Genomic DNA, 26954 nt, shown 5'->3' with positions numbered 1-26954 from the left:
GACTACGGCACGCGGGTCCGCATGCCGAGAAACTGGTGCGAGAAACTTACCCCGAACGGTCGTTCAGCGGGTAGCGCCGCCCGGCGTACCGGCAGCGCCGGGCGGGTGCGCGCCGCCGGACCGGGGTGCGGCCGGGCGGCGTCGCCGGGACCTCGGGGTGGGTGGCCGGCGGCCTCAGGAGGTGGCGTACCCGGCCAGCCGGTCGCCGACCTCCTCGGTGCGCAGTGCCGCGCCCGGGGCCCGTCCGGCCAGCTCCACACCCACCGCGGCGGTGACCCGGGCGGCGGCGTCGGCGTGCCCGAGCTGGTCGAGCAGCAGGGCCGCCGAGAGTACGGCCGCCACCGGGTCGGCCACGCCGCGCCCGGCGATGTCCGGCGCAGAGCCGTGTACCGGCTCGAACATCGAGGGGTACGCCCCCTCGGGGTTGATGCTGCCGCTGGCGGCCAGCCCGATCCCGCCGGTGACGGCGGCGGCGATGTCGGTGAGGATGTCGCCGAACAGGTTGTCGGTGACCACCACGTCGTAGCGCTGCGGCTGGGTGACCAGGAACATCGCGGCGGCGTCGACGTGCTGGTACTCCGTGGTCACGTCGGGGTGCTCGGCCGCCACGGCCTCGAACGCACGCGCCCACAGCGAACCGGCGTGGGTCAGCACGTTGGTCTTGTGCACGAGGGTGACCTTGCGCCGCTCCCGGCGCGTGGCGCGGGCGAAGGCGTCGCGGATGACCCGCTCGACGCCGTGCCGGGTGTTCAGGCTCTCCTCGGTGGCGACCTCCGCAGGGGTGCCCCGGTGCAGCGCGCCGCCGGCGCCGGCGTAGAGACCCTCGGTGCCCTCGCGGACCACCACGAGGTCGACCTCGCCGGGCTTGACGCTGGCCAGCGGCCCGGGCACGCCGGGCCAGAGCCGCGACGGGCGCAGGTTGACGTACTGGTCGAAGGCGAAGCGCAGCTTGAGCAGCAGGCCCCGCTCCAGCACGCCCGGCGGCACGGTCGGGTCGCCGACGGCGCCGAGCAGGATCGCGTCGTGCCCGGCCAGCTCGGTGAGCACCGAGTCGGGCAGCACCTCGCCGGTGCGGTGCCAGCGGGCCGCGCCGAGGTCGTACTCGGTGGCGTCCACCCCCGGCAGCACGGCGTCGATGACCTTGCGGGCCTGCGCGACCACCTCGGGTCCGATCCCGTCCCCGGCCACCACCGCGATCCGTGCCACGTCCCTGTGCTCCCTCGCCTCGCCGTTTCGTCCGACCGTACGCCGCTGTCCCGCCTCCCGGTACGGACCTTCCATCATGCGGGAAAGGAGGATGCACAGGATCCTCCCAGGTGGCATTCATGGCGGGGTCATCTCCGCTGCCTAGCGTGGTGACAAGCGGGTCAACGGGGGCCCGTGACGGGGGCCGCGAGGACGCGGCCGGCGTCAGCGAGGGAGCAGCGTCATGCGGATCGACCAGCAGCCACGGACCCGATGGGTGGACCAGTCGGCCTTCCAGCCGCGCCGGCCGGACCTGCGGCTGGGCGCCCGCAGTCACCGCGTGGACCGCTCCGGCACGGTCGGGGAGGACCGCATCGCCGTCCAGCACACCGTGCGGACGACCACGGCGGAATACTCGCTGCTGCTCAACGCCCCCGAGTGGCTGGGCCGTCGCGGTGTCGGGGAGGCGCTGCGGGACGCGGTGGCGGAACTGCGGGCCATCGACCTCACCTACGGCCCGACCCGGCCGGAGAGCCTGGTCTCCCGCCTGCGCCGGGGGGAGATCAGCCCTGACTCGTACCCGCCGCTGGCCGACCTGGTGGACCGCTGCGCGGCGATGCGGGCGGCCACCGACGGCTGGTTCGACGCCTGGGCGGTGCCCGGCGGCTTCGACCCCGGCGGCCTGCTCGGCGGGTGGGCGGTGGAGCGGGCCGCCGCCCGGCTGCGCGCCGCCGGCATCCACGACTACGCCGTGCTCAGCGGCGCCGACCTGGTCGTCCGCGGGCACGCGGCGCACGGCGGCCCGTGGCGGGTGGCGGTGCACCACCCGACGGACCAGCACCGGGCGCCGCTCGTACTGGAGATGACCGCGGGCGCGGTCGGCACCTCGGGGGTGAGCGGCCGGCAGGGGCACGTCGTGGACCCGCACACCGGGGAGCCCGCCGACCAGCTGACCGCCGCGACGGTCGTCGGGCCGGACCTCGCCGTCGCCGACGCCTACGCCACCGCGCTCTACGCCGCCGGGCCGGCCGGGCTGGACTGGTTCCGCGACGGGTCGGACTACCGCGTGCTCTTCGCCCACCGCCGCTGAGCCGGCCCCGCGTCGGCCCGGCGGGTGGGCCGGGCGCGCGATCGGCCCCCACGGTCTCGGCAACGACCGTGAGGGCCGGTCAGCGACGAGTGCGCGTGGCTCGCGCAATCGAGGGGTGCGGGCCGGTCGGCCGGACGTCGACCTCGTCACCCGAAGACGGGCCCACGCCGCGAGCTCGGCCAGTGACCGCACAGATACGCTAGCGAATCGACGCAACTCAACGCAAGGGTCTCCACAGCGGACCGTCGTGACTGGAGCGTGCCGATCCGGGCCGGCGGGCCGATTTCGACGCGGGGACAGGCGGATGGCACGCTGTCCGCCGTGAGTTTCGACCTGAGCGTGTGGGCCCTGGCGGACGGGGCGACACCCGAGGACGTGCGGGCGGCGGTGCTGCGGTGCCGGCAGGGACAGCACGTCGACCGGTACCCGGACCCGCGGGTGGTGGCGTTCTACCGCGCCATCACCGGCAGCTACCCGGACCGGCCGGCCGGCCCCGGCACCCCGTGGGCGGTGGCACCGCTGCACGCGGCCAGCGACCACGTGGAGCTGAACCTGCACCCGACCTGCGAGGACCAGGTGCTGCTCGACATCGAACGGCTGGCCGGCGCGTACGACCTGATGCTCTTCGACGCGCAGGACGGCTCGGTCTACCCGCCGCCGGCCCGCCTGCCCGGCTGACCGCTCCCCGGACACGACGAGGGGCCCGGCGGATCGCCGGGCCCCCCGCTGTCGCACGCTCAGGTCACTCGTCGCGCAGGTCCGCCGCGCTGGCCGCGACCGCGCCGATCGACTCCGCCGCCGAGGTGAGCAGGTCCGCGCCGAGCGCCTGGTCGACCGTGAGGGTCATCAGGGTCTCGCCGCCGGCCTCGCGGCGGGCCACCTGCATCGCCGCGATGTTGACGCCGGCCTCGCCGAGCAGCGTCCCGACCGTGCCGACCACGCCCGGGCGGTCGACGTAGCGCAGGAAGACCAGGATGCCCTCCGCGCCGATCTCCACGTCGAAGCCGTCGACCTCGGTGAGCTTGAGGACGTCGCGGCCGCCGGCGGTGGTCACCGTGCCGGAGACGCTGACCGTACGGCCGTCGGGCAGCGCGCCACGGACGGTGACCAGGTTGGGGTGGTCGGCCGAGTCGGACTGGGCGACAAGCGTGACCTCGACACCGCGCTCGGCGGCCAGGTGCGGCGCGTTGACGTAGGTGACCTGCTCCTCGACCACCGAGCTGAACAGCCCCTTGGTGGCGGCGAGCTTCAGCACCGACACGTCGTGGTTGACGATCTCGCCGCGCACCTCGACGGTGACGCTGGCGGCCACCCCGCCCGCGACGGCGGTGAAGGCCCGGCCGAGCTTCTCGGCCAGCGGCAGCAGCGGGCGTACGTCCTCGGCGACCACGCCACCGGCCTGCACGTTGACGGCGTCCGGCACGAACTCGCCCTGCAACGCCAGCTTCACGCTCTTGGCCACCGCCAGGCCGGCCTTGTCCTGCGCCTCACCGGTGGAGGCGCCCAGGTGCGGGGTGGCGACCACGTTGTCGAACGCGAACAGCGGCGAGGAGGTGCAGGGCTCCTTGGCGTAGACGTCCACGCCCGCGCCGGCGACCCGGCCCTCCGCGATCGCGTCGGCCAGGGCCTGCTCGTCGACGAGCCCGCCCCGGGCGGCGTTGACGATCCGGACGCCGGGCTTGACGACGGCCAGCTCCTTCTCGCCGATCAGGCCCACGGTCTCCGGGGTCTTCGGTAGGTGGATCGAGATGAAGTCGCTCTCCCGCAGCAGCTCCTCCAGGCCCACCAGGCGGACGCCGAGCTGGGCCGCGCGGGCCGGCTGGATGTAGGGGTCGTACGCGATCAGCCGGGTGCCGAAGGCGGCGATCCGCTGGGCGAAGAGCACGCCGATGCGGCCGAGGCCGACCACGCCGACGGTCTTGCCCTGGATCTCGACGCCGGTGTACTTCGACCGCTTCCACTCCCCCGCCTTCAGCGCGGCGCTGGCGCTGGCGGTGTTGCGGGCCACCGCGAGCAGCAGCGCGAGGGCCTGCTCGGCGGCGGAGACGATGTTGGAGGTGGGAGCGTTGACGACCATGACGCCCCGCGCGGTGGCGGCCGGCACCTCGACGTTGTCCAGACCCACGCCCGCCCGGGCGACGACCTTCAGCCGGGGCGCGGCGGCGATCGCCTCGGCGTCGATCTGGGTGGCACTGCGCACGATGACGGCGTCGGCCTCGGAGAGCGCCGAGAGCAGGGCCGGACGGTCGGTGCCGTCGACGTGACGGACGTCGAAGTCGTGGGCGAGCACCTCGATGGCGGCGGGGGCGAGTTCTTCGGCGATCAGTACGACAGGAGTCATTGGTCCTCGTAGTTGTCGTCAGAGGTGGGCCGGGCTGCGGGACGCCGCGCTGCGCCCTGCGCTGATCCGGGCCATGGCCGTCAGGTGCCGGCTACGCACCTACCCCGCGATCGTAGGGGGCCGGCCGGCCGGCATGTCCCGGACTACGGGGTGAGTGCCCTCACAACGGGTGACGACGCGCCGGTGAACGACGCGCGGCGTGGCGGTACGCACAGGCAGCGGCCCGGTCCGGGCGCCGGGGAGAGCGCCCGGGCCGGGCCGCCGGGGGTGTGCGTCAGGCAGTCTCGGTGATCGGGCGGTCGACCCAGCTCATCATGCCGCGCAGCTTGCTGCCGGTCTCCTCGATCGGGTGCGCCGCGCCCTCGGCCTGCCACTTGCTGAAGTTGGGCCGGCCGGCCTCGTCCTCGGCCACCCACTCCCGGGCGAACTCGCCGGACTGGACCTCGCTGAGGATCTTGCGCATCTCCTCCTTGACCCGGGCGTCGATGACGCGCGGGCCGCGGGAGAGGTCGCCGTACTCGGCCGTGTCGGAGATGCTGTAGCGCATCTTCGCGATGCCGCCCTCGTACATGAGGTCGACGATCAGCTTCAGCTCGTGCAGGCACTCGAAGTAGGCCACCTCGGGGGCGTAGCCCGCCTCGGTGAGCACCTCGAAGCCGGTCTGCACGAGCGCCGCCGCGCCGCCGCAGAGCACCGCCTGCTCGCCGAAGAGGTCGGTCTCGGTCTCCTCGGTGAAGGTGGTCCGGATGACGCCGGCCCGGGTGCCGCCGATGCCCTTGGCGTACGACAGGGCCAGCGCGAGGGCGCTGCCGCTGGCGTCCTGCTCGACGGCGACCAGGCAGGGCACGCCCTTGCCGTCGGCGTACTGGCGGCGGACCAGGTGGCCCGGGCCCTTCGGCGCGACCATCGCCACGTCGACGTCGGCCGGCGGCTTGATCAGGCCGTAGCGGATGTTGAAGCCGTGGCCGAAGAAGAGCGCCTTGCCCGGGGCCAGGTTCGGCGCGATCGACTCGGCGTAGATGCTGCGCTGGGCGGTGTCCGGCGCGAGGACCATGATGACGTCGGCCTCGGCCGCCGCGTCGGCCGGCGTGAGCACCCGCAGGCCCTGCTCCTCGGCCTTGGCCCGGCTCTTGGAGGCCTCCGGCAGACCGATCACCACGTCGACCCCGGAGTCGCGCAGCGACAGCGCGTGGGCGTGGCCCTGGCTGCCGTAGCCGATCACCGCCACCTTGCGGCCCTGGATCAGGCCCAGGTCGGCATCGTCGTCGTAGTACACCTCAACGCTCATGATTTCCCTTTCGTACGGCGGCCCGGGCGGCCCGTCGTGGATCTGTGCGGTGTCGGTCCCAGGCGGCGCGACGCGCCGGCACTGGTCGGGCGGTCCCGGCCGGCGCGGGGCGCCGGCCGGGTCGGGGTCAGGCGGCCCGGAGCGAGGGTCCGGCGGTGATCGAACGCGAGCCGCGCCCGATCGCCACCAGCCCGGACTGGACCATCTCCTTGATCCCGAACGGTTCGAGGTCGCGCAGCAGCGCGTCGAGCTTGTCCGGGGTGCCGGTGGCCTCGATGGTCAGCGTGTCCGGCGCCACGTCGACCACCCGGGCCCGGAACAGGCCCACCGTCTCCAGCACCTGCGCCCGCGCCGCGCGGTCGGCGCGCACCTTGACCAGGAGCAGCTCCCGGGCGACCGAGACCTGCGGGTCCAGCTCGACGATCTTGAGCACGTTGACCAGCTTGTTGAGCTGCTTGGTGACCTGCTCCAGCGGGGACGACTCGGCGTTGACCACGATGGTGATCCGCGAGACGTCCGGGTTCTCGGTCTCCCCGACGGCGAGACTGTCGATGTTGAAGCCGCGCCGGGAGAACAGCCCGGAGACCCGGGCCAGGACGCCCGGCTTGTTCTCCACCAGGACGCTCAGGGTGTGCATGGTCATCAGATGTCATCCTCGTCGAAGGCCGGGCGGACGCCCCGGGCGAACATGATCTCGTCGTTGCTGGTGCCGGCGGCGACCATCGGCCACACCATGGCGTCCTTGCCGACGACGAAGTCGATGACCACCGGGGCGTCGTCGATGGCCATCGCGGCGGCGATGGTCGCGTCGACGTCCTCGGCGTTCTCGCAGCGCAGGCCCACGCAGCCGAGCGCTTCGGCGAGCTTCAGGAAGTCGGGGATGCGGTGCTTGTGGGTGCCGAGGTCGGTGTTGGAGTAGCGCTCCCCGTAGAACAGGGTCTGCCACTGCCGCACCATGCCGAGGTTGCCGTTGTTGATCACGGCGATCTTGACCGGGATGCCCTCCAGCGCGCAGGTGGCCAGCTCCTGGTTCGTCATCTGGAAGCAGCCGTCGCCGTCGATCGCCCACACCACCGTGTCGGGCTTGCCCACCTTGGCGCCCATGGCCGCCGGCACCGCGTAACCCATCGTGCCGAGGCCGCCGGAGTTCAACCAGGTGTACGGCTTCTCGTAGGAGATGAACTGCGAGGCCCACATCTGGTGCTGGCCGACCCCCGCGACGTAGATCGCGTCCGGGCCGACCAGCTCGCCGAGCCGCTTGATCACGTACTGCGGGGAGAGGGTGCCGTCGGCCGGCTCCTCGTAGCCCAGCGGGTACCGCTTGCGCAGGTCGTCGAGCTGGGTCCACCAGTCGGCGAGGTCGGCCCGCCGGCCGGCCGCCTGCTCGTTGGTCACCGCCGCGATCAGCTCGTCGATGACGTGCCGGGCGTCCCCGACGATCGGGACGTCCGCGTGCCGGTTCTTGCCGATCTCGGCCGGGTCGATGTCGGCGTGCACCACCGCCGCGTCCGGGGCGAACGAGTCCAGCTTGCCGGTGACCCGGTCGTCGAAGCGGGCGCCCAGGGCCACGATCAGGTCGGCCTTCTGCAGGCCGTAGACCGCGGAGACCGTGCCGTGCATGCCGGGCATGCCCAGGTGCTGCGGGTGCGAGTCGGGGAACGCGCCGAGGGCCATCAGCGTGGTGACCACCGGGATCCCGGTCAGCTCGGCCAGCCGGCGCAGCCCCTCCGTGGCGCCGGCCTTCAGCACGCCGCCACCGACGTAGAGCACCGGGCGCCGGGCGGTGGCCATCAGCCGGGCCGCCTCGCGGATCTGCTTGCCGTGCGGGTGCAGGGTCGGGCGGTAGCCGGGCAGGTCCAGCGTCGGCGGCCAGGTGAAGGTGGTGGGCGCCTGGAGGACGTCCTTGGGGATGTCGACCAGGACCGGCCCGGGCCGGCCGGTGGCGGCCAGGTGGAACGCCTCGGCCAGCACCCGGGGGATCTCCTCGGCCTCCTGCACCAGGAAGTTGTGCTTGGTGACCGGCAGGGTGATGCCCTGGATGTCCGCCTCCTGGAAGGCGTCCGTGCCGATCGAGGGCCGCGCGACCTGACCGGTGATCGCCACGATCGGCACCGAGTCCATGTACGCGTCGGCGATCGGGGTGACCAGGTTCGTCGCGCCGGGACCGGAGGTGGCCATGCAGACCCCCACCCGGCCGGTCGCCTGGGCGTAGCCCGTCGCCGCGTGCCCGGCGCCCTGCTCGTGGCGGACCAGGATGTGCCGGACGGTGGAGTCGTAGAGCGGGTCGTACGCCGGCAGGATGGCGCCGCCCGGGATGCCGAAGACGACGTCGACGCCGAGCGCCTCGAGGGACCGCACGAGCGAACCGGCGCCGCTGACCTGGGCCGGAGCGGGTGTGCGTACCCCCGGGACGGCCGGGGTGGCCGCGGTGCGGGCGGCGCCGGCGTGCTCGGCGTCGCTCGCGGGCTCGGCGACCGTGCGGGCCCGCCGGGCGGAATGGGCGAGTGTCTCTGGCGTGGGTCTCGTCATGGCGGTTCAGGCCTTCGGCTGGAGTGGGTGCGGCTGTTCGAGCGGGTGACGCGGGCTGACGCCCGGCGTCGATGGGTCCGACGGCAACAAAAAAGCCCTCGTGCAGGTTGCACGGGGCCAGCGCACTCTCGATGTGGAGAGTGCGCTCAGGTAAGTACTCGCAGCGACCGGTACGACGACATGCGGCAAGCCTGACGCATCTCACGCGATGAGTCAACTGATCCCACATGTTGGTTCACGGACCGCCGGGTTTCACCCGTCCGGGGCGCTAGGAACCCTGCTCCACCTGCGCGGACCCCGGCCCGGAGGGGCGCGGGGCGGGCAGCGTCGGCAGCCGCCGGGGCGGCGGGGCGGCGGGCGGGCCGGCCGGGGCGGGCGTCGGGGCCGGGCGGGCGCCGGGGGACGTGGCCGCCTCCAGCATCGCCTCCAGGTGCTCGGCCGGCACGCCCCAGCCGAAGAGCGCCCCCTGGCCGAACCGGCAGCCGGCGGCGACCACGGCGGCCAGCTCCGTCGGCGTGGTCACCCCCTCGGCGATGACCTCCAGGCCGAGCTGGTGGCCGAGGCGCATGACGATGTCGACCATCGGCGCGAACGCCGGGCCGTCCCGGCCCACCGGCCGCACCGGCTCGTGCTCCGCGACCAGCCCGTGGTCGATCTTGAGGATGTCGATCGGCAGGCGGCGCAGCTGGCCCAGCGAGGAGTACCCGGCGCCGAAGTCGTCCAGCGCGATCCGGACACCCGTCAGCCGTAGCGCCGTCAGCCGCCGGATCAGCTCGTCCAGGTCCGTCGCGACGGCGTGCTCGGTGACCTCCAGCACCAGCCGCTGCGGCGGCACCCGGTGGGCGCGCAGCGCCTCGGCGACCTGGACCACGTACTCCGGGGCGTGCAGCTCGCGGGGGGACACGTTGACCGAGACCCAGACGTCGTGGCCGTCGGCCAGCCAGCGGGAGAGCTGGTGGCACGCCTGGTGCAGCACCCAGGCCCCCAGCTTGGTGATCATCCCGCACTCCTCCGCCAGCGGGATGAACTCGTCCGGGCCGACCTTGCCCAGCACCGGGTGCCGCCAGCGCAGCAGCGCCTCCGCGCCCACCGGGCGCACCGAGGGCAGCGAGGCGACCGGCTGGAACACCAGGCGCAGCTCGTCGCGCTCGATCGCGCCGCGCAGCTCGTGCTCCAGCGTGGTACGCCGGCGCAGCAGCTGGTCGTACGCGGCGTCGTAGCGCTCGATCCGGTTCTTGCCGCGCTGCTTGGCGTAGCGCAGCGCCAGGTCGGCGTGGCGCAGCAGCAGCTCCACGTCGGGCTCGCCCGTCCAGCCGGCCACCCCGATGCTCACCGACAGGAAGACCGGCCCCTCCGGCTGGTCGTAGGCGCGCCCGAGCACGCCGAGCAGGCGCTCGGCGACCCGGTCCGCGTCGGCGGGCTGGCCGTGCATCAGCACCGCGAACTCGTCGCCGCCGAGCCGGGCCGCCACGTCGCCGGGGCGCAGGTTGGCGCGCAGCCGCTCGCCGACCTCGGCCAGCACCGCGTCGCCCACGTCGTGCCCGCGCATGTCGTTGACGTGCTTGAAGCCGTCGAGGTCGAGCCCGAGCAGCACGCAGGGGGCGCCGGCCTCGGCGCACCGGTGCAGCGCCTGCAACAGCCCTCGCCGGTTGGCCAGCCCGGTGAGCTGGTCGGTGTGTGCCAGCTCGCGGAAGTGCGCCTCCCGCTCGGCCAGCCGCCGGGCGTAGCCGCGCACGTCGTGCAGCGTGAGGTACTGCCGGGTCACCAGGGCGAAGCCCTCCGCGCTGCCGGCGACGATGCCGAGCGCGTCGAACCGGCCGTCCTGGAGCAGGTGGTACATCGCCGAGGCGGCCATGGCGAACATCGGCACGAACGCGTAGGCACCGTCGCGGCGGATCAGGTCGGGGGGCGGTCGGTCCGCCGCGTCCGGGCGGCGGCCGGCGGACGCGGCGGCGACCAGGCCGGCGGCGAGCACTCCCGCCCCGACCAGCGCCATGCCCGGCCCGGCCTGGCAGAGGCCGGTGGCGATGCCGAGCCCGCCGCAGGTCACGGCGGTGGCCCCGGCGCCGACCCAGGCGGCGCGAGCGCGCGGCGGCGGGGCGCGCAAGGCCACGATGAGGGCGAGCCCGGCGGTCAGGGCCGCGCTGACCGTGGCGAGCAGGATCGGCACGCAGGCCATCGGGGTGGCGTCGCCGAGCAGCCGGGTGGGCTCGGAGAAGACCACCCAGCCGACGAACCAGAACGCCGCCGCCATCACCAGGCCGTCGAGCGCCAGCCGGACGGTGGCCGCCGCCGTGGCGGCCACGCCGGGCAGCCGGAGCAGCCCGGCGGAGAAGAGCAGCCCGCTGATCGCCGTGCCGATCGCCACGACGCCGGCCCAGCCGGTGTGCCCGTCCGGGGCGTGGCCCGCGTGCCCGGCGGTGGAAAGCGCCACGGCCGCCCCGACCAGCAGGGTGACCAGCGCCACCCCGGACGCGGCGGCGAGCAGCGCGTACGCCTGCCGGTGCGGCCCGGCGCCGCGCCGGACGCCGATGGCCGACAGCGCGGTGGCCGCCGCGGCGATCAGCCCGCACAGCACCGCGACCGCGACCATGCCCGGGGGGAACTGCACGTCCCAACTGTGCCGGATGCGCGCGCGGCGTGGGGGCCCGGGTGTGCAACCTTTGGGACACGTCGCGCACGGCGGCCGGGCGTCCCGACGGCGGTGTAACACTTGTGGGCATGCCTGAGCTGCGGTCGAAGACCTCCACGCACGGTCGGACGATGGCCGGCGCCCGGGCCCTCTGGCGGGCCACCGGGATGACCGACGACGACTTCGGCAAGCCGATCGTCGCCATCGCCAACAGCTTCACCCAGTTCGTACCCGGTCACGTGCACCTCAAGGACATGGGCGGGCTGGTCGCCGAGGCGGTGGCGGAGGCCGGCGGGGTGGGCCGCGAGTTCAACACGATCGCCGTGGACGACGGCATCGCCATGGGTCACGGCGGCATGCTCTACTCCCTGCCCAGCCGGGAGCTGATCGCCGACGCGGTGGAGTACATGGTCAACGCGCACTGCGCCGACGCCCTGGTCTGCATCTCGAACTGCGACAAGATCACCCCGGGCATGCTGCTGGCCGCCCTGCGGCTGAACATCCCGGCCGTCTTCGTCTCCGGCGGGCCGATGGAGGCCGGCAAGACCGTGGCGATCGAGGGCGTCGTGCACTCCAAGATCGACCTGATCGACGCGATGATCGCCTCCTCCAACGAGGCCGTCACCGACGACCAGCTCGGCGAGATCGAGCGGTCGGCCTGCCCGACCTGCGGCTCCTGCTCCGGCATGTTCACCGCCAACTCGATGAACTGCCTCACCGAGGCGATCGGCCTGGCGCTGCCGGGCAACGGCTCGACGCTGGCCACCCATGCCGCGCGCCGGTCGCTCTTCGTCGAGGCCGGCCGCACCGCCGTGGAGATCGCCAAGCGGTGGTACGACGGCGACGACGCCTCCGTGCTGCCCCGCGCGGTCGCCAGCCGGGCCGCGTTCGAGAACGCCGTCGCGCTCGACGTGGCGATGGGCGGCTCGACCAACACGATCCTGCACCTGCTCGCCGCCGCCCGCGAGGCCGAGCTGGACTTCGGCGTCGCCGACATCGACGCCGTCTCCCGCCGGGTGCCCTGCCTGGCCAAGGTCGCCCCGAACTCCCCGAACTACCACATGGAGGACGTGCACCGGGCCGGCGGCATCCCGGCCATCCTCGGCGAACTGGACCGGGCCGGCCTGCTGCACCGGGACGTGCACGCGGTGCACTCGCCCAACCTGGAGCGCTGGCTCGCCGACTGGGACGTCCGGGGCGGTTCGCCGACGCCGGAGGCGGTCGAGCTGTTCCACGCCGCCCCGGGCGGGGTGCGCACCGTCGAGCCGTTCTCCACCACCAACCGCTGGTCGTCGCTGGACACCGACGCCGCCGGGGGCTGCGTGCGGGACCTCGCGCACGCCTACAGCGCCGACGGCGGCCTGGCGATCCTGCACGGCAACCTCGCGCCGGACGGCTGCGTGGTGAAGACCGCCGGGGTGCCCGAGGAGTGCCTGACCTTTCGCGGCCCGGCCAAGGTCTACGAGTCCCAGGACGACGCCGTCGAGGCGATCCTCAACAAGCGGATCGTCGCCGGCGACGTGGTGGTGATCCGCTACGAGGGCCCGAAGGGCGGCCCCGGCATGCAGGAGATGCTCTACCCCACCTCGTTCCTCAAGGGCCGGGGGCTGGGCCGCTCCTGCGCGCTGCTCACCGACGGCCGCTTCTCCGGCGGCACCTCCGGGCTCTCCATCGGGCACGTCTCCCCGGAGGCGGCCTCCGGCGGGCTGATCGCCCTCGTCGAGTCCGGCGACGAGATCGTCATCGACATCCCCGGCCGGTCGATCGAGCTGAACGTGGCCCCCGACGTGCTGGAGGCCCGGCGCATCGCGCAGGAGAAGCGCGACAGGCCGTACACCCCGGTCGACCGGCAGCGGCCGGTGTCCGCGGCGCTGCGCGCGTACGCCTCGATGGCCACCTCGGCCAGCGACGGCGCCTACCGCCGCGTCCCGGAGTAGGAAGCGACGGTCACGGCGGATCTTGGTAGGAAACGGCCCCTCCAGGGGCGCTTTCCTACCAAGATCCGCTCGGGCGCCGGCGCGGTCGGCGCGGTCGGCCGGGTCAGCCGGCGAGGTCGTTGACGCAGCGTAGGACGGGGCGGGTGGTCAGGGCCGCCGGGTCCAGCGGCCCGGCCGCACGCACCGTGAACGTGGCCGTCTCCCCCGGTAGGAGGGTGAGCAGCGCCTCGTCGGCCTCGGCCGCCGGGTCGAGGCGGTCCGGGAAGAGCGTCACGTCGCGCAGGATCGTGCGGGCGGTGACCCGGACCCGCTGGCCGCCGTCGACCGGCTCGACCGTCGCGTCGTACCGGGCCGCCGGCCAGTCGGCGTCGCGGTCCTCGGCGAAGAACCAGAGCGCCCGCTCCGCCGTCCCGCCCGCCTCGGCCACCAGCAGCTCGCGCCGGGCCTCGTCCGGCCGCGCCAGCTCCGCCGGCAGCGCCAGCTCGATCCTGGCGTACGCGCCGACGTCCACCTCCAGCGTGGTCTTCGCCCGTGGCTCGCCGGCCAGGGTCAGCCGGGTCACCGAGGCGGTCGCCCGCCACGGGGTCGCCCCGTCGTTGACCGCGACCAGGGCCAGGCCGCCGTCGCGGGGTTGGACGGTCAGCAGCCGGTCGGCGTACGCCCGGCGCAGCGCGTACCACAGGGGCTTGCGGCGGCCGTCGCCGTCGACGGCCGACCACGAGGTCACCGGCCAGCAGTCGTTGAGCTGCCAGACGATCGTGCCCGCGCAGACGTCCCGGTGGGAGCGGAAGTGCTCGACGGCGAGCTGGATCGCGCGCGCCTGGTTGAGCTGGGTCAGCCAGTGCCAGTCGTCGAAGTCCGCCGGCACCGGCAGGTGGGCGTCGAGCCCGCGCCGGAGCTTGGCGTCGCCGTCGATGGCCTTCTGGTGGTGCGCCATGCCGGGCGAGTCGGGTGCCAGCGGCTCGTCCGACAGCGCCCGGCGCAGCGTCGCGTACGCGGGCGGGGCCTGGTAGCCGAACTCGGCGACGAAGCGCGGCACGTACTCGCGGTACTTCGTGTAGTCGTCGGTGTTCCAGACGTCCCAGATGTGCGTGGTGCCGTGCGCCGGGTCGTTGGGGTGGATCTCCTCGCTGCCGGACCACGGGCTGCCGGGCCAGTACGGCCGCGTCGGGTCCAGCTCGCCGACGATCCGGGGCAGCAGTTCCAGGTAGTAGCCGCGTCCCCAGGTGCGCCCCGCGAGGGGCTCCTGCCAGTCCCAGTCGTGCCAGCCCCAGATGTTCTCGTTGTTGCCGGTCCAGAGCACGAGCGACGGGTGCGGCGCCAGCCGGACCACCTGCTCGGCGGCCTCGGCGGCCACCTCGGCGCGCAGCGGCTCCTCCTCGGGGTAGGCGGCGCAGGCGAAGAGGAAGTCCTGCTGCACGAGCAGGCCCAGCTCGTCGGCGAGGTCGTAGAAGTCGTCCGACTCGTACCGGCCGCCGCCCCAGACGCGCAGCAGGTTGACGTTCGCGTCGGCGGCCTGCCGGAACCGGTGCGCCAGCCGGTCCCGGGTGATCCGGGTGGGGAACGCGTCGTCGGGGATCCAGTTGACCCCCCGGACGAAGACCGGGGTGTCGTTGACGTGCAGGGCGAACGGGGTGCCGTGCGCGTCGGGGGTGGTGTCGAGGCGTACCGAGCGGAAGCCGATCCGCCGCGACCAGGTGTCGAGCGGGTGGTCGTCGGCGTCGTGCAGGGTCACCTCCAGCGGGTGCAGCGGCTGGTCGCCGTACCCCCTGGGCCACCAGAGCGCCGGGTCGCGGACGGTGAGGGTCAGCACGGCCGTGCGCTCCCCCGCCGGGATCGTCGCCCCGGCCGCCGCGCCGGCGACGGTCGCCCGCACGGTGAGCGGCCCGTCCCCGGCCCGCTCGACCTCGACGTACAACTCCACCCGGCCCTCGCCGGCCTCGACGGTCACCAGGGGACGCACGACGGCCAGCCTGGCCGCGGACCAGGCGTGCAGCCCGATCTCCTGCCAGATGCCGGCGGTGACCAGGGTCGGCCCCCAGTCCCAGCCGAAGTTGCAGGCCATCTTGCGGATGAACGGGAAGGGCTCCGGGTAGGCGTTCGGCCGGTCCCCGAGCCGGTCCCGCTGCGCCTCGGCGTAGCCGTAGGCGGAGTCGAAGCGTACGGCCAGGGTGTTGGACCCGGCGACCAGCCGCCACCGGACGTCGTAGCGGTGGCCACGGTGCATGTTCTCGGCGCGGCCGACCTCGGTGCCGTTGAGGGTGAGCGTGGCGACGGTGTCGAGGCCGGCGCAGACGAGGTCGACCCGCTCGTCGCCGCCCGGCCGATGGGTGAAGGTGGTCTCGTAGACCCAGTCGGTGCGGCCGATCCAGGCGAGGGACTTCTCGTTGTCGTCCAGGTACGGGTCGGGGATCAGGCCGGCGGCCAGCAGGTCGGTGTGCACGCAGCCGGGGACGGTGGCCGGCACGGCGCGGCCCGCGATCCCTGCCGGCACCTGCGGCCCCTCGACCGCCCGCAGGGTCCAGCCCTCGTGCAACGCTTGCCGGGTCACGACTTCACCGCACCTTCCATGATTCCGCGGACGATCTGACGGCCACCGATGAAGAGCATCACCAGCAGCGGGAGGGTGGCGACCAGGGCGCCGGCCAGCACCCGCCGGTACAGCACGTAGTTGCCGCTGGCGAGGTCGGAGAGGGCGACCATCGAGGTCGGATAGTCGGTGCCACCGAGGGTGATCAGCGGCCACTGGAACTCGTTCCAGGTGGCGACGAAGGTCAGCAGGCCGAGCACCGCCATGGCGGGCCGGACCGCCGGCACCACCACGCTCCAGAAGATCCGCATGGTGCTCGCGCCGTCCATCCGCGCGGCCTCGACCAGCTCGTCGGGGACCGCGTCGAGGATGAACTGCCGCATGTAGAAGACGCCGAACGCGGTGACCAGGCCGGGCACGATCACCGCGAGGAGGGTGCCGTTCCAGCCGCCCTCGCCGGGCATCCGGCCCATCAGGATGTAGAGGGCGACGACGCCGAGCTGGTTCGGCACCGTCATGGTCAGGACGACCATGACCATCAGCGCGTTGCGCCCCTTGAACCGCAGCTTGGCGAAGGCGAAGCCGGCCAACGCGCAGAAAAAGAGCACCGACGCCGTCACCACCGACGACACGATCACGCTGTTGCCGAGCGACTGGAGGAAGAACACGTCCTGCATGGAGAAGACCTCCCGCAGGTTCGTGACGAGCTGACCGCCGGGCAGCACCTGCGGCGGGATCTGCGCCAGCGCCTCGTCGGTGTTCGTGGCGATGACGAACATCCAGTAGAGCGGGAACGCCGAGAACGCGATCACGACGCTCAGGAACAGGTAGGTCCAGACGGTGCCGGGCATGTGCTGCGGCGCCCGACCCATCAGCGCTCCCCGCCGGGGATTCGAGGCGCTCATTTCTTCCCACCCCCGAGACGGTTCGTGATCAGGGCGTTGATCGCCGCGACGAGCAGGATGACCAGGAAGAGGGCCCAGGACATGGCGGCGGCGTAGCCGAGGTTGAGGTCCCGCCAGCCGACCTTGTAGATGAGCTGCGCGACGGTCTGCCACTGCCCGTCGTCGCCGCCGAGGCCCAGGGCCGGGTTGGCGTCGAAGAGCATCGGCTCGGTGAACAGTTGCAGGCCGCCGATGGTGGAGAGCACGACGGTGAAGATGACCACCGGCCGGATCATCGGCACGGTGATCCGCCACAGCTGGCGCCACGGCCCGGCCCCGTCGACGGCGGCGGCCTCGTAGACGTCGCGCGGGATGGACTGCATGGCGGCCAGGTAGAGCAGCGCGTTGTAGCCGATCCACTTCCAGTTGACCATGGTGGCGATGGCGATCCAGGAGGACCACTTCGCGGACCGCCAGTCGATCGGCTCGGTCTCGCCGATGCCGAGCAGCGACAGCGCCCAGTTGGCGATGCCGGTGTCCCGGGCGAAGACCACGGAGAAGATCAGCGTGGAGGCCGTCACCGGGGTGATGTACGGCAGCAGCACCCCGACCCGGAACCAGGTCTGGGCCCGCAGCTTCCGGTTCAGCAGCGACGCGACGATCAGCGCCAGCAGCAGCTGCGGCACGGTGGAGAGCAGGAAGATGCCGAAGGTGTTGGCGAGCGCGTTGAAGAAGTCGTCGTCGGTGAAGAGTCGGCGGAAGTTCTCCAGCCCGGCCCAGCCGGTGAGCGTCGGGTCGTCGAGCCGCCAGTGGCGCAGGGCGACGACGCCGTTGAAGACGATCGGGAATAGCCCGAAGACGGCGAAGAGCAGGAAGAACGGGGCGATCAGCAGGTACGGCACGTAGCGCACGTCGAAGCGGTACAACCGGGTGCGCCAGCCGCCCGGCTCTGGTCGGCGGCCCCGGCGTTCGGCCGTCGCACCGGGCTCCTGGCCGGGCCGGGGCGCCGTGGGGGCGGCGCGGGTGGTGGACATCGGGGCACCTCCAGGCACCGAAGTCAGGGCCGGTCGGGGCGCGGCACGGGCCCGCCCCGACCGGCGAGCGGTCAGGACCTGGCGGCCTTCTCGGCTTCCTTGACCGCCTCGGTCCACGCCTGGTCGGGCTTGCCCTTCAGGTTTCCGGTGGCCAGCCGGTTGAGGACGTTCTCCACCGCCACCCGGGTCGGGCCGTTGCGCTTGCCGAGGTACTGCGGGGTCAGGCTCTCCGCCGTCCTGGAGAAGATCTGCCCCACCGGGGCGTTGTTGAAGAAGGGGTTGGTGAAGTCCCTGATCGCCGGGTCCTGGTAGAGCGCCGGCTGGGACGGCAGGTTGCCGACCTTCTTGAAGATCTCGATCTGCTGCTCGGGCTGGATCAGCCACTCGACGAACTTGTACGCCTCGTCGACGTTCTTGCCCTGCTTGGGGATGGTCAGGAACGAGCCGCCCCAGTTGCCGCCGCCGCCGGGGATCGCGGCCACGTCCCACTTGCCGCTGGTGCCGGGGGCGGTGTTCTTGATGTGTCCCTGCATCCAGGCCGGGCAGGCGAGCACAGCGAAGTTGCCCTTGACGAAGCCGCTGTTCCACTCGGGGGAGAACGCGGTGAGGTTGGCCGAGAGGTCCGCGGCGATGGTCCGGGCCGCCACGTCGAAGGCGACCTTCGGGCCGCCGTCCATCTTGAGCGCCTCGCTCTCGTCGTAGAAGCCGACCGGCTGCTGCCCGAGGACGGGGTTGAAGACGTTGGTGCCGGCGTCGATGAACTTCTTGCCACTGCGGGCCGTGTACTGCTGGCCGACCTCGATGAACTTGTCCCAGGTGGGCCAGAGCGCGGAGACCTGGTCGCGCCCGGAGGGCAGGCCGGCGGCGGCGAACAGGTCGGTGCGGTAGCACATGGCCAGGCCGCCCACGTCGGTGCCGAGGCCGATCTGGGTCTTGCCGTCGGGCGTCAGGGTCTGCTTCCACTTCCACGGCAGGTACTTCTGCTCGTACGTGCCGGCGCCCTTGTCGAGCAGGTTGACGAACTTGTCGGCCTGGCCGCGGAACTGGACGACGAAGCCCTCGTCGACGGCGGCGATGTCCGGCGCGCCGGAGCCGGCGACGAGCTTCTTCTGCAGGTCCTCGTGCTGGGCGTTGTACTCGCCGGTGTTCAGGCTGATCTTGACGTTCGGGTTGGCGGCCTCGTACTTCGCCTTGAGCTCGTCGAGCCCGAAGTCGCCCCAGAAGTTGATTTTCAGGGTGACCTGGCCGCCCGCCTGGGAGTCGCCGCCACCTCCGCTGTTGCCGCTGCACGCCGCGACCATGACCAGGCTGACCGCGCCGACGGCGGCCGTCCTGGCCCAGTGCGTCAAGGACCGTCTCATGTCATCCTCCGCGCCAGATGGAAACGCTCCCGACATCGAGAGTCGTTGACTGAACCGGATAAGTTCCGCCACCGTACGGGGCGGTTTCGACGCTGTCAACGGGCAGTAACGATCGGTGCCTCGCGGTAATCTGCACCTGTCATGGGAGCGCGATCATGGGAGGTGGAGGCATTTCTGCGAGACGGCGGGACGCGGTCCCGCAGCGCGGTCCGGGACCGAGCCGAACCGCACCAGATCACTTAACCGGGAAAGTCGACGGCAGTCCCGACGCCGGGCACCGGTCGTGCCGGCCCGCTCCGGGGCCGGTGCAGTAGCGTGGACCGCCGCCGGTCGCCCCGGCCTCGTGGTGACACCCGCCCGGGCGGGAGAGTGGAGGAGTACGCCGGTGAAGCGGCCCACGATCGCCGACGTCGCCCGCCGCGCCGGGGTGTCCAAGGGGGCGGTCTCCTACGCGCTGAACGGCCAGCCCGGGGTCTCCGAGGCCACCCGGCAGCGGATCCTCGCCATCGCCGCCGAGATCGGCTTCAACCCGAGTCGCGCCGCCCGCTCCCTCTCCGGGGCCACCGCCGACGCGGTCGGCCTCGCCCTCTGCCGCCCCGCCCGCACGCTCGGCATCGAGCCGTTCTTCATGGAGCTGATCAGCGGCGTCGAGGCCGAGCTCTCCGCCCGGTCGTACGCGCTCACCCTCCAGATGGTGGCCGACCAGGAGGCGGAGGTCGCGGTCTACCGCCGGTGGTGGGGTGAGCGCCGCGTCGACGGCGTCCTCGTCTGCGACCTGCGCGCCGACGACCGCCGGGTGCCGGTGCTGGAGGAGTTGGGCCTGCCCGCGGTGGTGATCGGCGGCCCGGGCGGCACCGGCGGGCTGGCCAGCGTCTGGTCCGACGACGCGGCGGCGCTGGTGGAGACCGTGGAGTACCTGGTCGCCCTCGGCCACCGCCGGATCGCCCGCGTCGGCGGCCTGCCCGCCCTGCTGCACACCGAGATCCGCACCGAGGCGTTCACCCAGGTGTGCCGCCGGCTCGGCCTGGCCGACGCGGTCACGGTGCCGTCGGACTACACCGGCGAGGAGGGGGCGCGCGCCACCCGGCGGCTGCTCAGCTCGGCCGGCCGCCCCACCGCCGTGATCTACGACAACGACGTGATGGCGATAGCGGGGCTGTCGGTGGCCCAGGAGATGGGCCTCGCCGTGCCGGGTGAGGTGTCCATCGTGGCCTGGGACGACTCGCCGCTCTGCCAGCTGGTGCACCCGCCGCTGACCGCGCTCGGCCGGGACATCCCGGCGTACGGCGCGCACGCCGCCCGGGAGCTGCTGGCGGTGATCGGCGGCGCGCCGGCCCGGCAGGTGCAGGACGGGACCGCCCACCTCACGCCCCGGGGCAGCACGGCCCCGCCGCGCGCGGGCTGAGCCCGACCGCGCCGACCCGGGCCCCCCGCCCGCCCGCCTCCCGGCCGGGGCGACGGCAGGAGCCGTAGGCGGCGGTCCACCTTAACCGGTTAATCGATCCCCCGGGCCGCGCTGCGGCACCCCGGCCCCACCCGCCCGGCTCGGCACAGCTGAGGCCGGCGGGCCTCCGTCCGATCAGTGTGAACGTCTGGTGTCGGGAGGTTGATGGTGGTAACTTTCTCGCCACTTGCAAGACCTTGCAGAAACATTCGTCATTCTGTGACGCGATCCGTCACGTCACTGTCCGGTCCGGACAATCCCCCCAGTCGACGGCTGTCACGCAAGGCACCCCGTCCCCCTCGGCCCCCGCCGACAACCACCCCCGAGGAGCTCCGATGCATCCCAGCACCGGACGAAGACGACGGACGATCGCGGCCGCGCTGGCCGCCGGGATCGCCGTCGGGCTGGCCCCGCTCAGCACGGCCTCCGCCGCGAACTCCGTGACCGTCTACTACCGACCCGCCGCCACCTGGACCGGCCAGGTCAACGTCCACTACGCGCCGGACGGCGGCGCGTGGACGGCCGTGCCCGGGGTGGCGATGGAGGCGGCGTGCGCCGGCTGGCGTAAACGCACCATCGACGCCGGTAGCGCCACCGGCCTCCAGGTGGTGTTCAACCACAACGGCGCCACCTGGGACAACAACCGGGGCGCGAACTACCGCACCGGCACCGGGACGGTGACCGTCGCGGACGGCGTGGTCGGCACGGACGACCCCTGCGCCGGCACCCCCTCGCCCACGCCCACCCCGTCGAACCCGCCGACCGGCCGGACGGCCGAGGTGTGGTACCACGTCGGGACCAGGGGCTGGGCCGCCGCGAACATCCACTACCAGCCCGTGGGCGGGGCCTGGACCACCGTCCCCGGCGTGCCGATGCAGGCGGGCTGCGCCGGATGGGCCCGCCGGGTGGTCGACCTCGGCACCGCCGCCACGCTCCGGGCGGCGTTCAACAACGGCGCCGGCGCCTGGGACAACAACAACGGCGCGGACTACGCCCTGGGCGCCGGGGTGAGCACCGTCAGGGCGGGCGTGGTGACCGCCGGCGCGGCCTCGCCGTGCCCGCCCGACACGCCGGACACCACCGCGCCGTCCACCCCCACGGGACTGGGCGCGACCGCGAACGGGCTGCGCGTCGCGGTCTCCTGGGCCGCGGCCACCGACGACCGCGGGGTCACCGGCTACCGGCTCACCCGCACCGGCGGGTCGCAGGGCACCGTCACGGTGACCACCGCCGGCACCGGCCACGTCGACGACGCGCTGAGCCCGCAGACCCGCTACGAGTACACCGTCCGGGCGTACGACGCGGCCGGCAACACCTCCCCGGCCAGTCCCCCCGTGGCGGTCACCACCGGCACCACCACACCCCCGCCCGCGGCCGGCACCCCGCTCGGCGGCGACCCCCGCGAGGACAGCATCTACTTCGTCATGACCGCCCGGTTCGCCGACGGCGACGCCACCAACAACCGGGGCGGCAGCCAGCACGCCAAGTCCGGCAACGCGGCCAACGACGACCCGATGTTCCGCGGCGACTTCAAGGGCCTGATCGACAAGCTCGACTACGTCAAGGGGCTCGGCTTCTCCGCCCTCTGGATCACCCCGGTCGTGCTGAACCGGTCCGACTACGACTTCCACGGCTACCACGGCTGGGACTTCCAGCGGGTCGACCCGAGGCTGGAGAGCCCCGGCGCGAGCTACCAGGACCTGATCAACGCCGCGCACGCCAAGGGCATCAAGGTCTTCCAGGACGTGGTCTACAACCACAGCTCCCGCTGGGGCGCCAAGGGCCTGTTCACCCCCACGGTGTACGGCGCCCGCGACGAGCAGTGGAAGTGGATGTACAGCAAGCAGGAGCCGGGCCGCGCGTACGACCCCATGGTCGAGCACCCCGGCACCGACCCGGAGCTGACCCCGGCGCAGAACGCCCTCGCCAAGGGACGGCCCTACAACGGCGACGTCTGGTCGAGCACCGCGCCGCCCGGAAACCAGTGCCCGCGCTGGGGCGCCCCGGCCGGCACCAGCCCCGAGGGCTTCCGCCTCTACGAGTGCCAGTGGCCGACCCCGACCAGCAAGCTCTTCCCGGCCGACCTGTACCACCAGTGCTGGATCGGCAACTGGGAGGGCGAGGACTCGCGCAGCTGCTGGCTGCACGAGGACCTGGCCGACTTCAACACCGAGAACGCCACCGTGCAGAAGTACCTGATCGACACGTACAACAAGTACATCGACATGGGGGTCGACGGCTTCCGCATCGACACGGCCGTGCACATCCCCCGCGTCACCTGGAACCGGCGCTTCCTGCCGGCGATCCAGCAGCACGCGCTGGCCAGGCACGGCGAGAAGGGTCGGGACTTCTACGTCTTCGGCGAGGTCGCCGCGTTCGTCAACGACAAGTGGAACCGGGGCTCGGTGAACCACTCGGCGCAGTTCTTCACCTGGAAGGAGCGCAAGGAGTACAGCCCCGACGACGTGCGCGCGGCCATCGAGCAGTACGACCACGAGCAGCTGCTCGGCCCGAACGGGCAGCCGACCAGCGACAACGCCTTCCTGCGCGGGAACACCTACCACGCGCCGGACCACTCGAAGTTCTCCGGCATGAACGTCATCGACATGCGCATGCACATGAACTTCGGCGACGCGCACAACGCCTTCGGCAACGGCAAGGACTCCGACGACAGCTACAACGACGCGACCTACAACGTCGTCTACGTCGACAGCCACGACTACGGTCCGAACAAGTCGAACACCCGCTACACCGGGGGCACCGGCGCCTGGGCGGAGAACATGAGCCTCATGTGGACGTTCCGGGGGATCCCGACGCTCTACTACGGCTCGGAGATCGAGTTCCAGAAGGGCGCGAAGATCGACTGCGGGCCGACCTGCCCGCTGGCCACCACCGGGCGCGCCTACTACGGCGGCCACCTTGCGGGCACGGTCACCGCGGCCGGCTTCGGCCGGGTCGCCTCCGCCACCGGCCCCGTGGCCAGCACGCTGGACAAGCCGCTGGTCAAGCACGTGCAGCGGCTCAACCAGATCCGCCGGGCGGTGCCGGCCCTGCAGAAGGGGCAGTACTCGACCGAGGGGATCAGCGGCGCCATGGCGTACAAGCGGCGCTTCACCGCCGGCGGCGTGGACAGCTTCGCGCTGGTCACGGTCTCCGGGAGCGCGACGTTCACCGGCGTGCCCAACGGCCGGTACGTCGACGCGGTCACCGGCGACGTCCGGACGGTCACCAACGGGACCCTGACGGCGACCGTCAGCGGGCAGGGCAACCTGCGGGTGTACGTGCTGGACCTGCCGGGCAACCCGGCGCCGGGCAAGGTCGGCGACACCGGCCCCTACCTGCGGTGACGCCCGTGTCGGAGGCGGCAGGTCCGGCCGCCTCCGACACCGCCTGCGGCCCGACCCGCACCCGGGTCGGGCCGCCGCTCACGCCGCGACCACCGGCAACTGGAGTTCGGTGACGCCCTTCTCGGGCTCGTCCGGGCAGTAGTCCAGGTACAGCTCGCGGGTGTACCCGTCGGCCCGCCAGCCGTTCGCCTCGATCCAGGTGGCGAGCGCCTGGATGCTGCCCTCCACCTCGTCCATCGGCCCGTGGTGGATGATCGTCGCCGCGGTGGGCACCGCGGGCAGGTCGACGACGCCGAAGTCCCGGGCCGCCGAGGGGTCGGCGGCCACCGTCACCCCGGCGTGCACCACGACGGACTCGCCCTCCCCCGTCGCCTCGTACCAGGCCAGCCCCGGGCCGGAGGGCACGACGCCCGCCGCGGCGAGGCGCCGGAACAGCTCCGCGTAGAGCGGCTGGATCACGGTGGAGATGTCCGGCGTCTCGTAGCTGCGGGCCACCCCGGTCAGCTCCGCCACCCGGACTGCGGGCAGTTCCTTGAGTACGACGTCCTGGCTGGCCATCCGACCCTCCGTCTCGATCATGCGGAGCCTCGCCTCGACCCCGGCCAGCCGGGCGGTGTCGGCCGCCAGTTGGGCCTCCAACTGGGACCGGCGCAGCCGCAGCATGCCGCGCAGTTCGGCGACCTCGACGGCGTCGTCGAGGATCGCCCGCACCTGCCCGAGGGTGAGCCCCAGTTCCTTGAGGGCGATCACCCGGTTGAGCCGGCGCAGCTGCTCGGCCCGGTAGAACCGGTACCCGGTGTGCGGGTCGACGGCGGCCGGGCGGAGCAGCCCGATGCTGTCGTAGTGACGCAGCATGCGGACCGACACGCGGCCGAGCCCGGCGAAGTCTCCGATGGTGAACATTGCCCCTCACACGTTCGGCCCTGACACGGTGTCAGAGTCAACCAGGCGGGGGCGGGGAATGCCGGCCCGGTCAGCGCGAGGCCGACGGGAATTCCTCGAAGTACGCCTCGACCCGCTCGGCGGTGGCCGGGCGGGCCAGCGCGAAGCCCTGCCCGTACCGGCAGCCGGCCCGCCGCGCGCCGTCGACCAGGCTCGCCGACTCCAACTCCTCGGCCACGATGTCCAGCCCCAGCCGGTCCCCCACGTTCACCACCACGTCGATCAGCGGGCGCTGCGGGTCCGCCGGGTCCACCAGCTGCGGGCCGACCTTGAGCAGGTCGATCGGCAGCCGGCGGAGCTGTGCCAGCGAGGCGTGCTCGGCCCGGAAGTCGTCCAGCGCGGTGCGTACGCCCAGTGAGCGCAGCCCGGCCAGCCGGGCCACCACCGTCGGCAGCTCGGCACCGACCCGGGGCTCCGCCACCTCGACCACCAGCCGGTCCGGCGACAACCCGTACGCGTCGAGCACGGCCGCCGTGCGCGGCACGAAGTCGGGGGAGGCCAACTCCCGGACGGTCACGTTCACCGCCATCCAGAGCTGCCGGCTGCCCGCCGACCAGGCGGCGAGCTGCCGGCAGGCCCGGTCCAGCACCCAGCAGCCCAGCTCGCCCACGACGTCGAGGTCCTCGGCCACCGGCAGGAACTCGGCGGGAAGCACCGTGCCGAGCACCGGGCTGCGCCAGCGCAGCAGCGCCTCCGTGCCGACCGGCTGCCGGTCGGCCAGGTCGAGCACCGGCTGGTAGACGAGGTCCAACTCGCCCCGGGCGACCGCCCCGGGCAGCTCCCGTTCCAGGTCGAGCCGGCGGACGAGCTGCTCCTCCAGGTAGGCGTCGTACCACTCGACCCGGTCCCGGCCGAGCTGCACGGCCCGCCGCCGGGCCAGGTCCGCCTGGCGCAGCACGTCCTCCGGGCCGCCGTTGCCGATCTCGGCGAGCCCGATGCCGGCCCGCAGCCGCAGCGACCCGCCCGCCGTGGGGTAGGGCTCGGTGAGCGCGGCGAGCAGCCGGGTGCCCAGCGCGTACGCCAGCACCGGCCCGACCTCGGTGACCACGGCGAAGCCGGTGGCGGTGACGTCCGCGAGCAGGTCCCGGGGGCCGACCACCGCGCGGGCCCGGCGGAGCACCTCGGCCAGCACGTCCTCGCGGCCCTGGTGCCCGTCGGGGGCGGGACCGGGTCCGTCGAGGTCGACGACGAGCAGCGCGCCGGCGGGGGCCGGCGCGTTCCGGAGGGCGGCGAGGGCCCGCAGCAGCGCCGGTCGGTCCACGGGCGCGCCGGACCGGTCCGGGCCCGCCGGGCGGTGCCCGACCGGCGGGCCGCCGGGACCGGTCGGCTGCGCCGGGTCGTCCGCCCGGAGCAGGTCGCGCAGCACCAACGGCGGGGCCAGCGCGAGCGCGAGCAGGACCGCGGTGAGGTCCGGCGACCCGCCGTCGCGCAGCTGCCATCCGACGGCCGCCACGGCCGCGGCGGTCGGGACCACGGCCCGGGGCCACACCCTGGTCGGCGGGGCGGGCGGGTCCGGCTCGGGGCGGGTCGCCCGCCGCGCCCCCGCCGCCGTCAGCAGCACCCCACCCACCAGCGGGGGTACGGATACCAGCGCCGCCCGCTCCGGTGCCGTGCCCGCCTGCAGGGCGGCCAGCACCACCAGCCCGGACAGGGTGAGCGCCGCCCCGCCCCGGCAGCGGGCCGCGCCGGTCCGCCGGTGCGGCCCGGTCAGCACCGTGAGCGCGGCGAGCGCGAGCCCGCCCAGGGCCACGGCCACGGCGAACCGCACCGGCGGGTCGAGGGCGTCGCGGGGCAGCAGCAGCCAGCCGGCGGGGACCAGCCCCAGGCCGGCGGCGGTCGCGTCGGCGGCTCCACGGAGCCGGAGCCGGGCGGACGGGCGGGACCGCCGCGCCGCCGGAGGCAGGCCCGCGACGAACAACGCGGCGGAGGCGGCCAGCCCCGACACGACGACGGCGGAGCGTTGGCCCGGTTCGGCGAGCGGGAGCACGGCGGCGGTGAGCCCCGCCGTCACCACCGCGGCGTCGAGCAGCACGGCGACGCGTCGGGGCGGCGCCGCACGCCGGCGGGCGGCGCGGGACCGGGTGGGGACCGGCGCGGGGGTCGGCGGCGGGGCGGCGGTGAGCCGAGAGAGCCGCGCGCCGGCCAGGGCGCAGCTGGCCGCGCCGGCCAGCGCCACGACGGCCAGGGCGGGCACCCGACCGGCCGCGCCGGCGAACAGGAGCAGCGCGACGGCGGCGAGGACGAGGGTGTCCGGCAGTGTCGGACGGGGGATGGACGCGCGTTGCGGGTACGCGAGGGGCACGGCGGTCGCCTTCGTGAGGGGGCACGGGCGGTGCGACGGTGCGGGGCTGCGGACCCGGGGTTGGTCCGCTGCCCATCAGTCGCCAACGAGCGGGCCACGAGGTCGGTG

General features: G+C 73.5%; 17 protein-coding genes. 5 read left to right on the top strand and 12 right to left on the bottom strand.

What is annotated here, in order from left to right; genetic code table 11:
• Positions 1 to 174: 174 nt before the first annotated feature.
• Entirely contained in the window at positions 175 to 1206 is a 1032-nt protein-coding gene (locus tag ACN27A_RS28855; protein WP_311410998.1) for a 3-isopropylmalate dehydrogenase, read from the bottom strand.
• A gap of 223 nt (positions 1207 to 1429) precedes the next feature.
• On the opposite strand from ACN27A_RS28855, the gene ACN27A_RS28850 reads away from it, so the two are divergent.
• A complete protein-coding gene (locus ACN27A_RS28850; RefSeq protein WP_421457718.1) occupies positions 1430 to 2275 on the top strand; it encodes an FAD:protein FMN transferase in 846 nt (281 codons plus the stop codon).
• Positions 2276 to 2596: 321 nt separating this feature from the next.
• Positions 2597 to 2953, top strand: coding sequence for a hypothetical protein (locus tag ACN27A_RS28845; RefSeq protein WP_121396167.1), 357 nt, complete (start codon positions 2597 to 2599; stop codon positions 2951 to 2953).
• A 64-nt stretch (positions 2954 to 3017) separates the two neighbouring features.
• On the opposite strand, the gene serA is transcribed toward ACN27A_RS28845, so the two are convergent.
• The 5 genes from serA to ACN27A_RS28820 all read right to left on the bottom strand — a co-directional run bounded on the left by serA (position 3018) and on the right by ACN27A_RS28820 (position 11026).
• The gene (gene serA / locus ACN27A_RS28840) at positions 3018 to 4616 is read right to left on the bottom strand and encodes a phosphoglycerate dehydrogenase (RefSeq protein ID WP_421457717.1); all 1599 of its coding nucleotides are present in this window, start codon (positions 4614 to 4616) and stop codon (positions 3018 to 3020) included.
• A gap of 274 nt (positions 4617 to 4890) precedes the next feature.
• The gene (gene ilvC / locus ACN27A_RS28835; RefSeq protein ID WP_421457716.1) at positions 4891 to 5904 is read right to left on the bottom strand and encodes a ketol-acid reductoisomerase; all 1014 of its coding nucleotides are present in this window, start codon (positions 5902 to 5904) and stop codon (positions 4891 to 4893) included.
• A gap of 127 nt (positions 5905 to 6031) precedes the next feature.
• Positions 6032 to 6547, bottom strand: a complete 516-nt coding sequence (gene ilvN / locus ACN27A_RS28830) for an acetolactate synthase small subunit (protein ID WP_089001623.1) — start codon at positions 6545 to 6547, stop codon at positions 6032 to 6034.
• Positions 6547 to 8433 carry an acetolactate synthase large subunit gene (locus ACN27A_RS28825; protein ID WP_132232554.1) on the bottom strand — a complete coding sequence of 629 codons (1887 nt, stop codon included), beginning with the start codon at positions 8431 to 8433 and terminating at the stop codon, positions 6547 to 6549. Before ACN27A_RS28825 ends, ilvN begins: the two co-directional genes overlap by 1 nt.
• Positions 8434 to 8701: 268 nt before the next feature.
• Positions 8702 to 11026, bottom strand: a complete 2325-nt coding sequence (locus tag ACN27A_RS28820; protein WP_421458641.1) for a putative bifunctional diguanylate cyclase/phosphodiesterase — start codon at positions 11024 to 11026, stop codon at positions 8702 to 8704.
• Positions 11027 to 11154: 128 nt separating this feature from the next.
• Between ACN27A_RS28820 and ilvD the strand changes: the two genes are divergently transcribed.
• Positions 11155 to 13002, top strand: a complete 1848-nt coding sequence (gene ilvD, locus ACN27A_RS28815) for a dihydroxy-acid dehydratase (protein WP_421457715.1) — start codon at positions 11155 to 11157, stop codon at positions 13000 to 13002.
• 103 nt (positions 13003 to 13105) lie between these two features.
• Here the strand turns inward: ilvD and ACN27A_RS28810 are convergent, their stop codons facing one another.
• The 4 genes from ACN27A_RS28810 to ACN27A_RS28795 form a co-directional block, all read right to left on the bottom strand.
• The gene (locus ACN27A_RS28810; protein WP_421457714.1) at positions 13106 to 15553 is read right to left on the bottom strand and encodes a glycoside hydrolase family 2 protein; all 2448 of its coding nucleotides are present in this window, start codon (positions 15551 to 15553) and stop codon (positions 13106 to 13108) included.
• A complete protein-coding gene (locus tag ACN27A_RS28805; protein ID WP_421457713.1) occupies positions 15550 to 16437 on the bottom strand; it encodes a carbohydrate ABC transporter permease in 888 nt (295 codons plus the stop codon). Before ACN27A_RS28805 ends, ACN27A_RS28810 begins: the two co-directional genes overlap by 4 nt.
• Positions 16434 to 17450, bottom strand: a complete 1017-nt coding sequence (locus ACN27A_RS28800; RefSeq protein ID WP_421457712.1) for a carbohydrate ABC transporter permease — start codon at positions 17448 to 17450, stop codon at positions 16434 to 16436. Before ACN27A_RS28800 ends, ACN27A_RS28805 begins: the two co-directional genes overlap by 4 nt.
• A 71-nt stretch (positions 17451 to 17521) precedes the next feature.
• Complete coding sequence (locus ACN27A_RS28795; protein WP_421457711.1) at positions 17522 to 18811, bottom strand: extracellular solute-binding protein; 1290 nt, start codon at positions 18809 to 18811, stop codon at positions 17522 to 17524.
• Positions 18812 to 19196: 385 nt separating this feature from the next.
• Here ACN27A_RS28795 and ACN27A_RS28790 point away from each other — a divergent pair, with 385 nt between their 5' ends.
• On the top strand, positions 19197 to 20216 hold the full coding sequence (locus ACN27A_RS28790; RefSeq protein ID WP_421457710.1) for a LacI family DNA-binding transcriptional regulator: 1020 nt from the start codon (positions 19197 to 19199) through the stop codon (positions 20214 to 20216).
• A gap of 374 nt (positions 20217 to 20590) precedes the next feature.
• On the top strand, positions 20591 to 23602 hold the full coding sequence (locus ACN27A_RS28785; RefSeq protein WP_421457709.1) for a carbohydrate binding domain-containing protein: 3012 nt from the start codon (positions 20591 to 20593) through the stop codon (positions 23600 to 23602).
• Positions 23603 to 23680: 78 nt separating this feature from the next.
• Here ACN27A_RS28785 and ACN27A_RS28780 read toward each other — a convergent pair whose 3' ends face one another.
• Positions 23681 to 24505 (bottom strand): MerR family transcriptional regulator, encoded by an 825-nt coding sequence (locus ACN27A_RS28780; protein ID WP_421457708.1) that lies wholly within the window; start codon positions 24503 to 24505, stop codon positions 23681 to 23683.
• 70 nt (positions 24506 to 24575) lie between these two features.
• The gene (locus ACN27A_RS28775) at positions 24576 to 26846 is read right to left on the bottom strand and encodes an EAL domain-containing protein (protein WP_421457707.1); all 2271 of its coding nucleotides are present in this window, start codon (positions 26844 to 26846) and stop codon (positions 24576 to 24578) included.
• Positions 26847 to 26954: the final 108 nt, after the last annotated feature.

It is taken from the genome of Micromonospora sp. WMMD737 (assembly GCF_049179055.1).
GTDB classification, from domain to species: Bacteria; Actinomycetota; Actinomycetes; order Mycobacteriales; family Micromonosporaceae; genus Micromonospora; species Micromonospora reichwaldensis.
Note: the sequence above shows the minus strand (reverse complement) of the source record. Positions and strands in the feature narration are given on the sequence as shown.

Excerpts from the sequence above, each read along its gene's own strand:
- ACN27A_RS28850 (WP_421457718.1), top strand. The coding sequence starts at position 1,430 with ATGCGGATCGACCAGCAGCCACGGACCCGATGGGTGGACCAGTCGGCC.
- serA (WP_421457717.1), bottom strand. The coding sequence starts at position 4,616 with ATGACTCCTGTCGTACTGATCGCCGAAGAACTCGCCCCCGCCGCCATC.
- ilvC (WP_421457716.1), bottom strand. The coding sequence starts at position 5,904 with ATGAGCGTTGAGGTGTACTACGACGACGATGCCGACCTGGGCCTGATC.
- ilvN (WP_089001623.1), bottom strand. The coding sequence starts at position 6,547 with ATGACCATGCACACCCTGAGCGTCCTGGTGGAGAACAAGCCGGGCGTC.
- ACN27A_RS28825 (WP_132232554.1), bottom strand. The coding sequence starts at position 8,433 with ATGACGAGACCCACGCCAGAGACACTCGCCCATTCCGCCCGGCGGGCC.
- ACN27A_RS28820 (WP_421458641.1), bottom strand. The coding sequence starts at position 11,026 with ATGGTCGCGGTCGCGGTGCTGTGCGGGCTGATCGCCGCGGCGGCCACC.
- ilvD (WP_421457715.1), top strand. The coding sequence starts at position 11,155 with ATGCCTGAGCTGCGGTCGAAGACCTCCACGCACGGTCGGACGATGGCC.
- ACN27A_RS28805 (WP_421457713.1), bottom strand. The coding sequence starts at position 16,437 with ATGAGCGCCTCGAATCCCCGGCGGGGAGCGCTGATGGGTCGGGCGCCG.
- ACN27A_RS28800 (WP_421457712.1), bottom strand. The coding sequence starts at position 17,450 with ATGTCCACCACCCGCGCCGCCCCCACGGCGCCCCGGCCCGGCCAGGAG.
- ACN27A_RS28795 (WP_421457711.1), bottom strand. The coding sequence starts at position 18,811 with ATGAGACGGTCCTTGACGCACTGGGCCAGGACGGCCGCCGTCGGCGCG.
- ACN27A_RS28785 (WP_421457709.1), top strand. The coding sequence starts at position 20,591 with ATGCATCCCAGCACCGGACGAAGACGACGGACGATCGCGGCCGCGCTG.
- ACN27A_RS28780 (WP_421457708.1), bottom strand. The coding sequence starts at position 24,505 with ATGTTCACCATCGGAGACTTCGCCGGGCTCGGCCGCGTGTCGGTCCGC.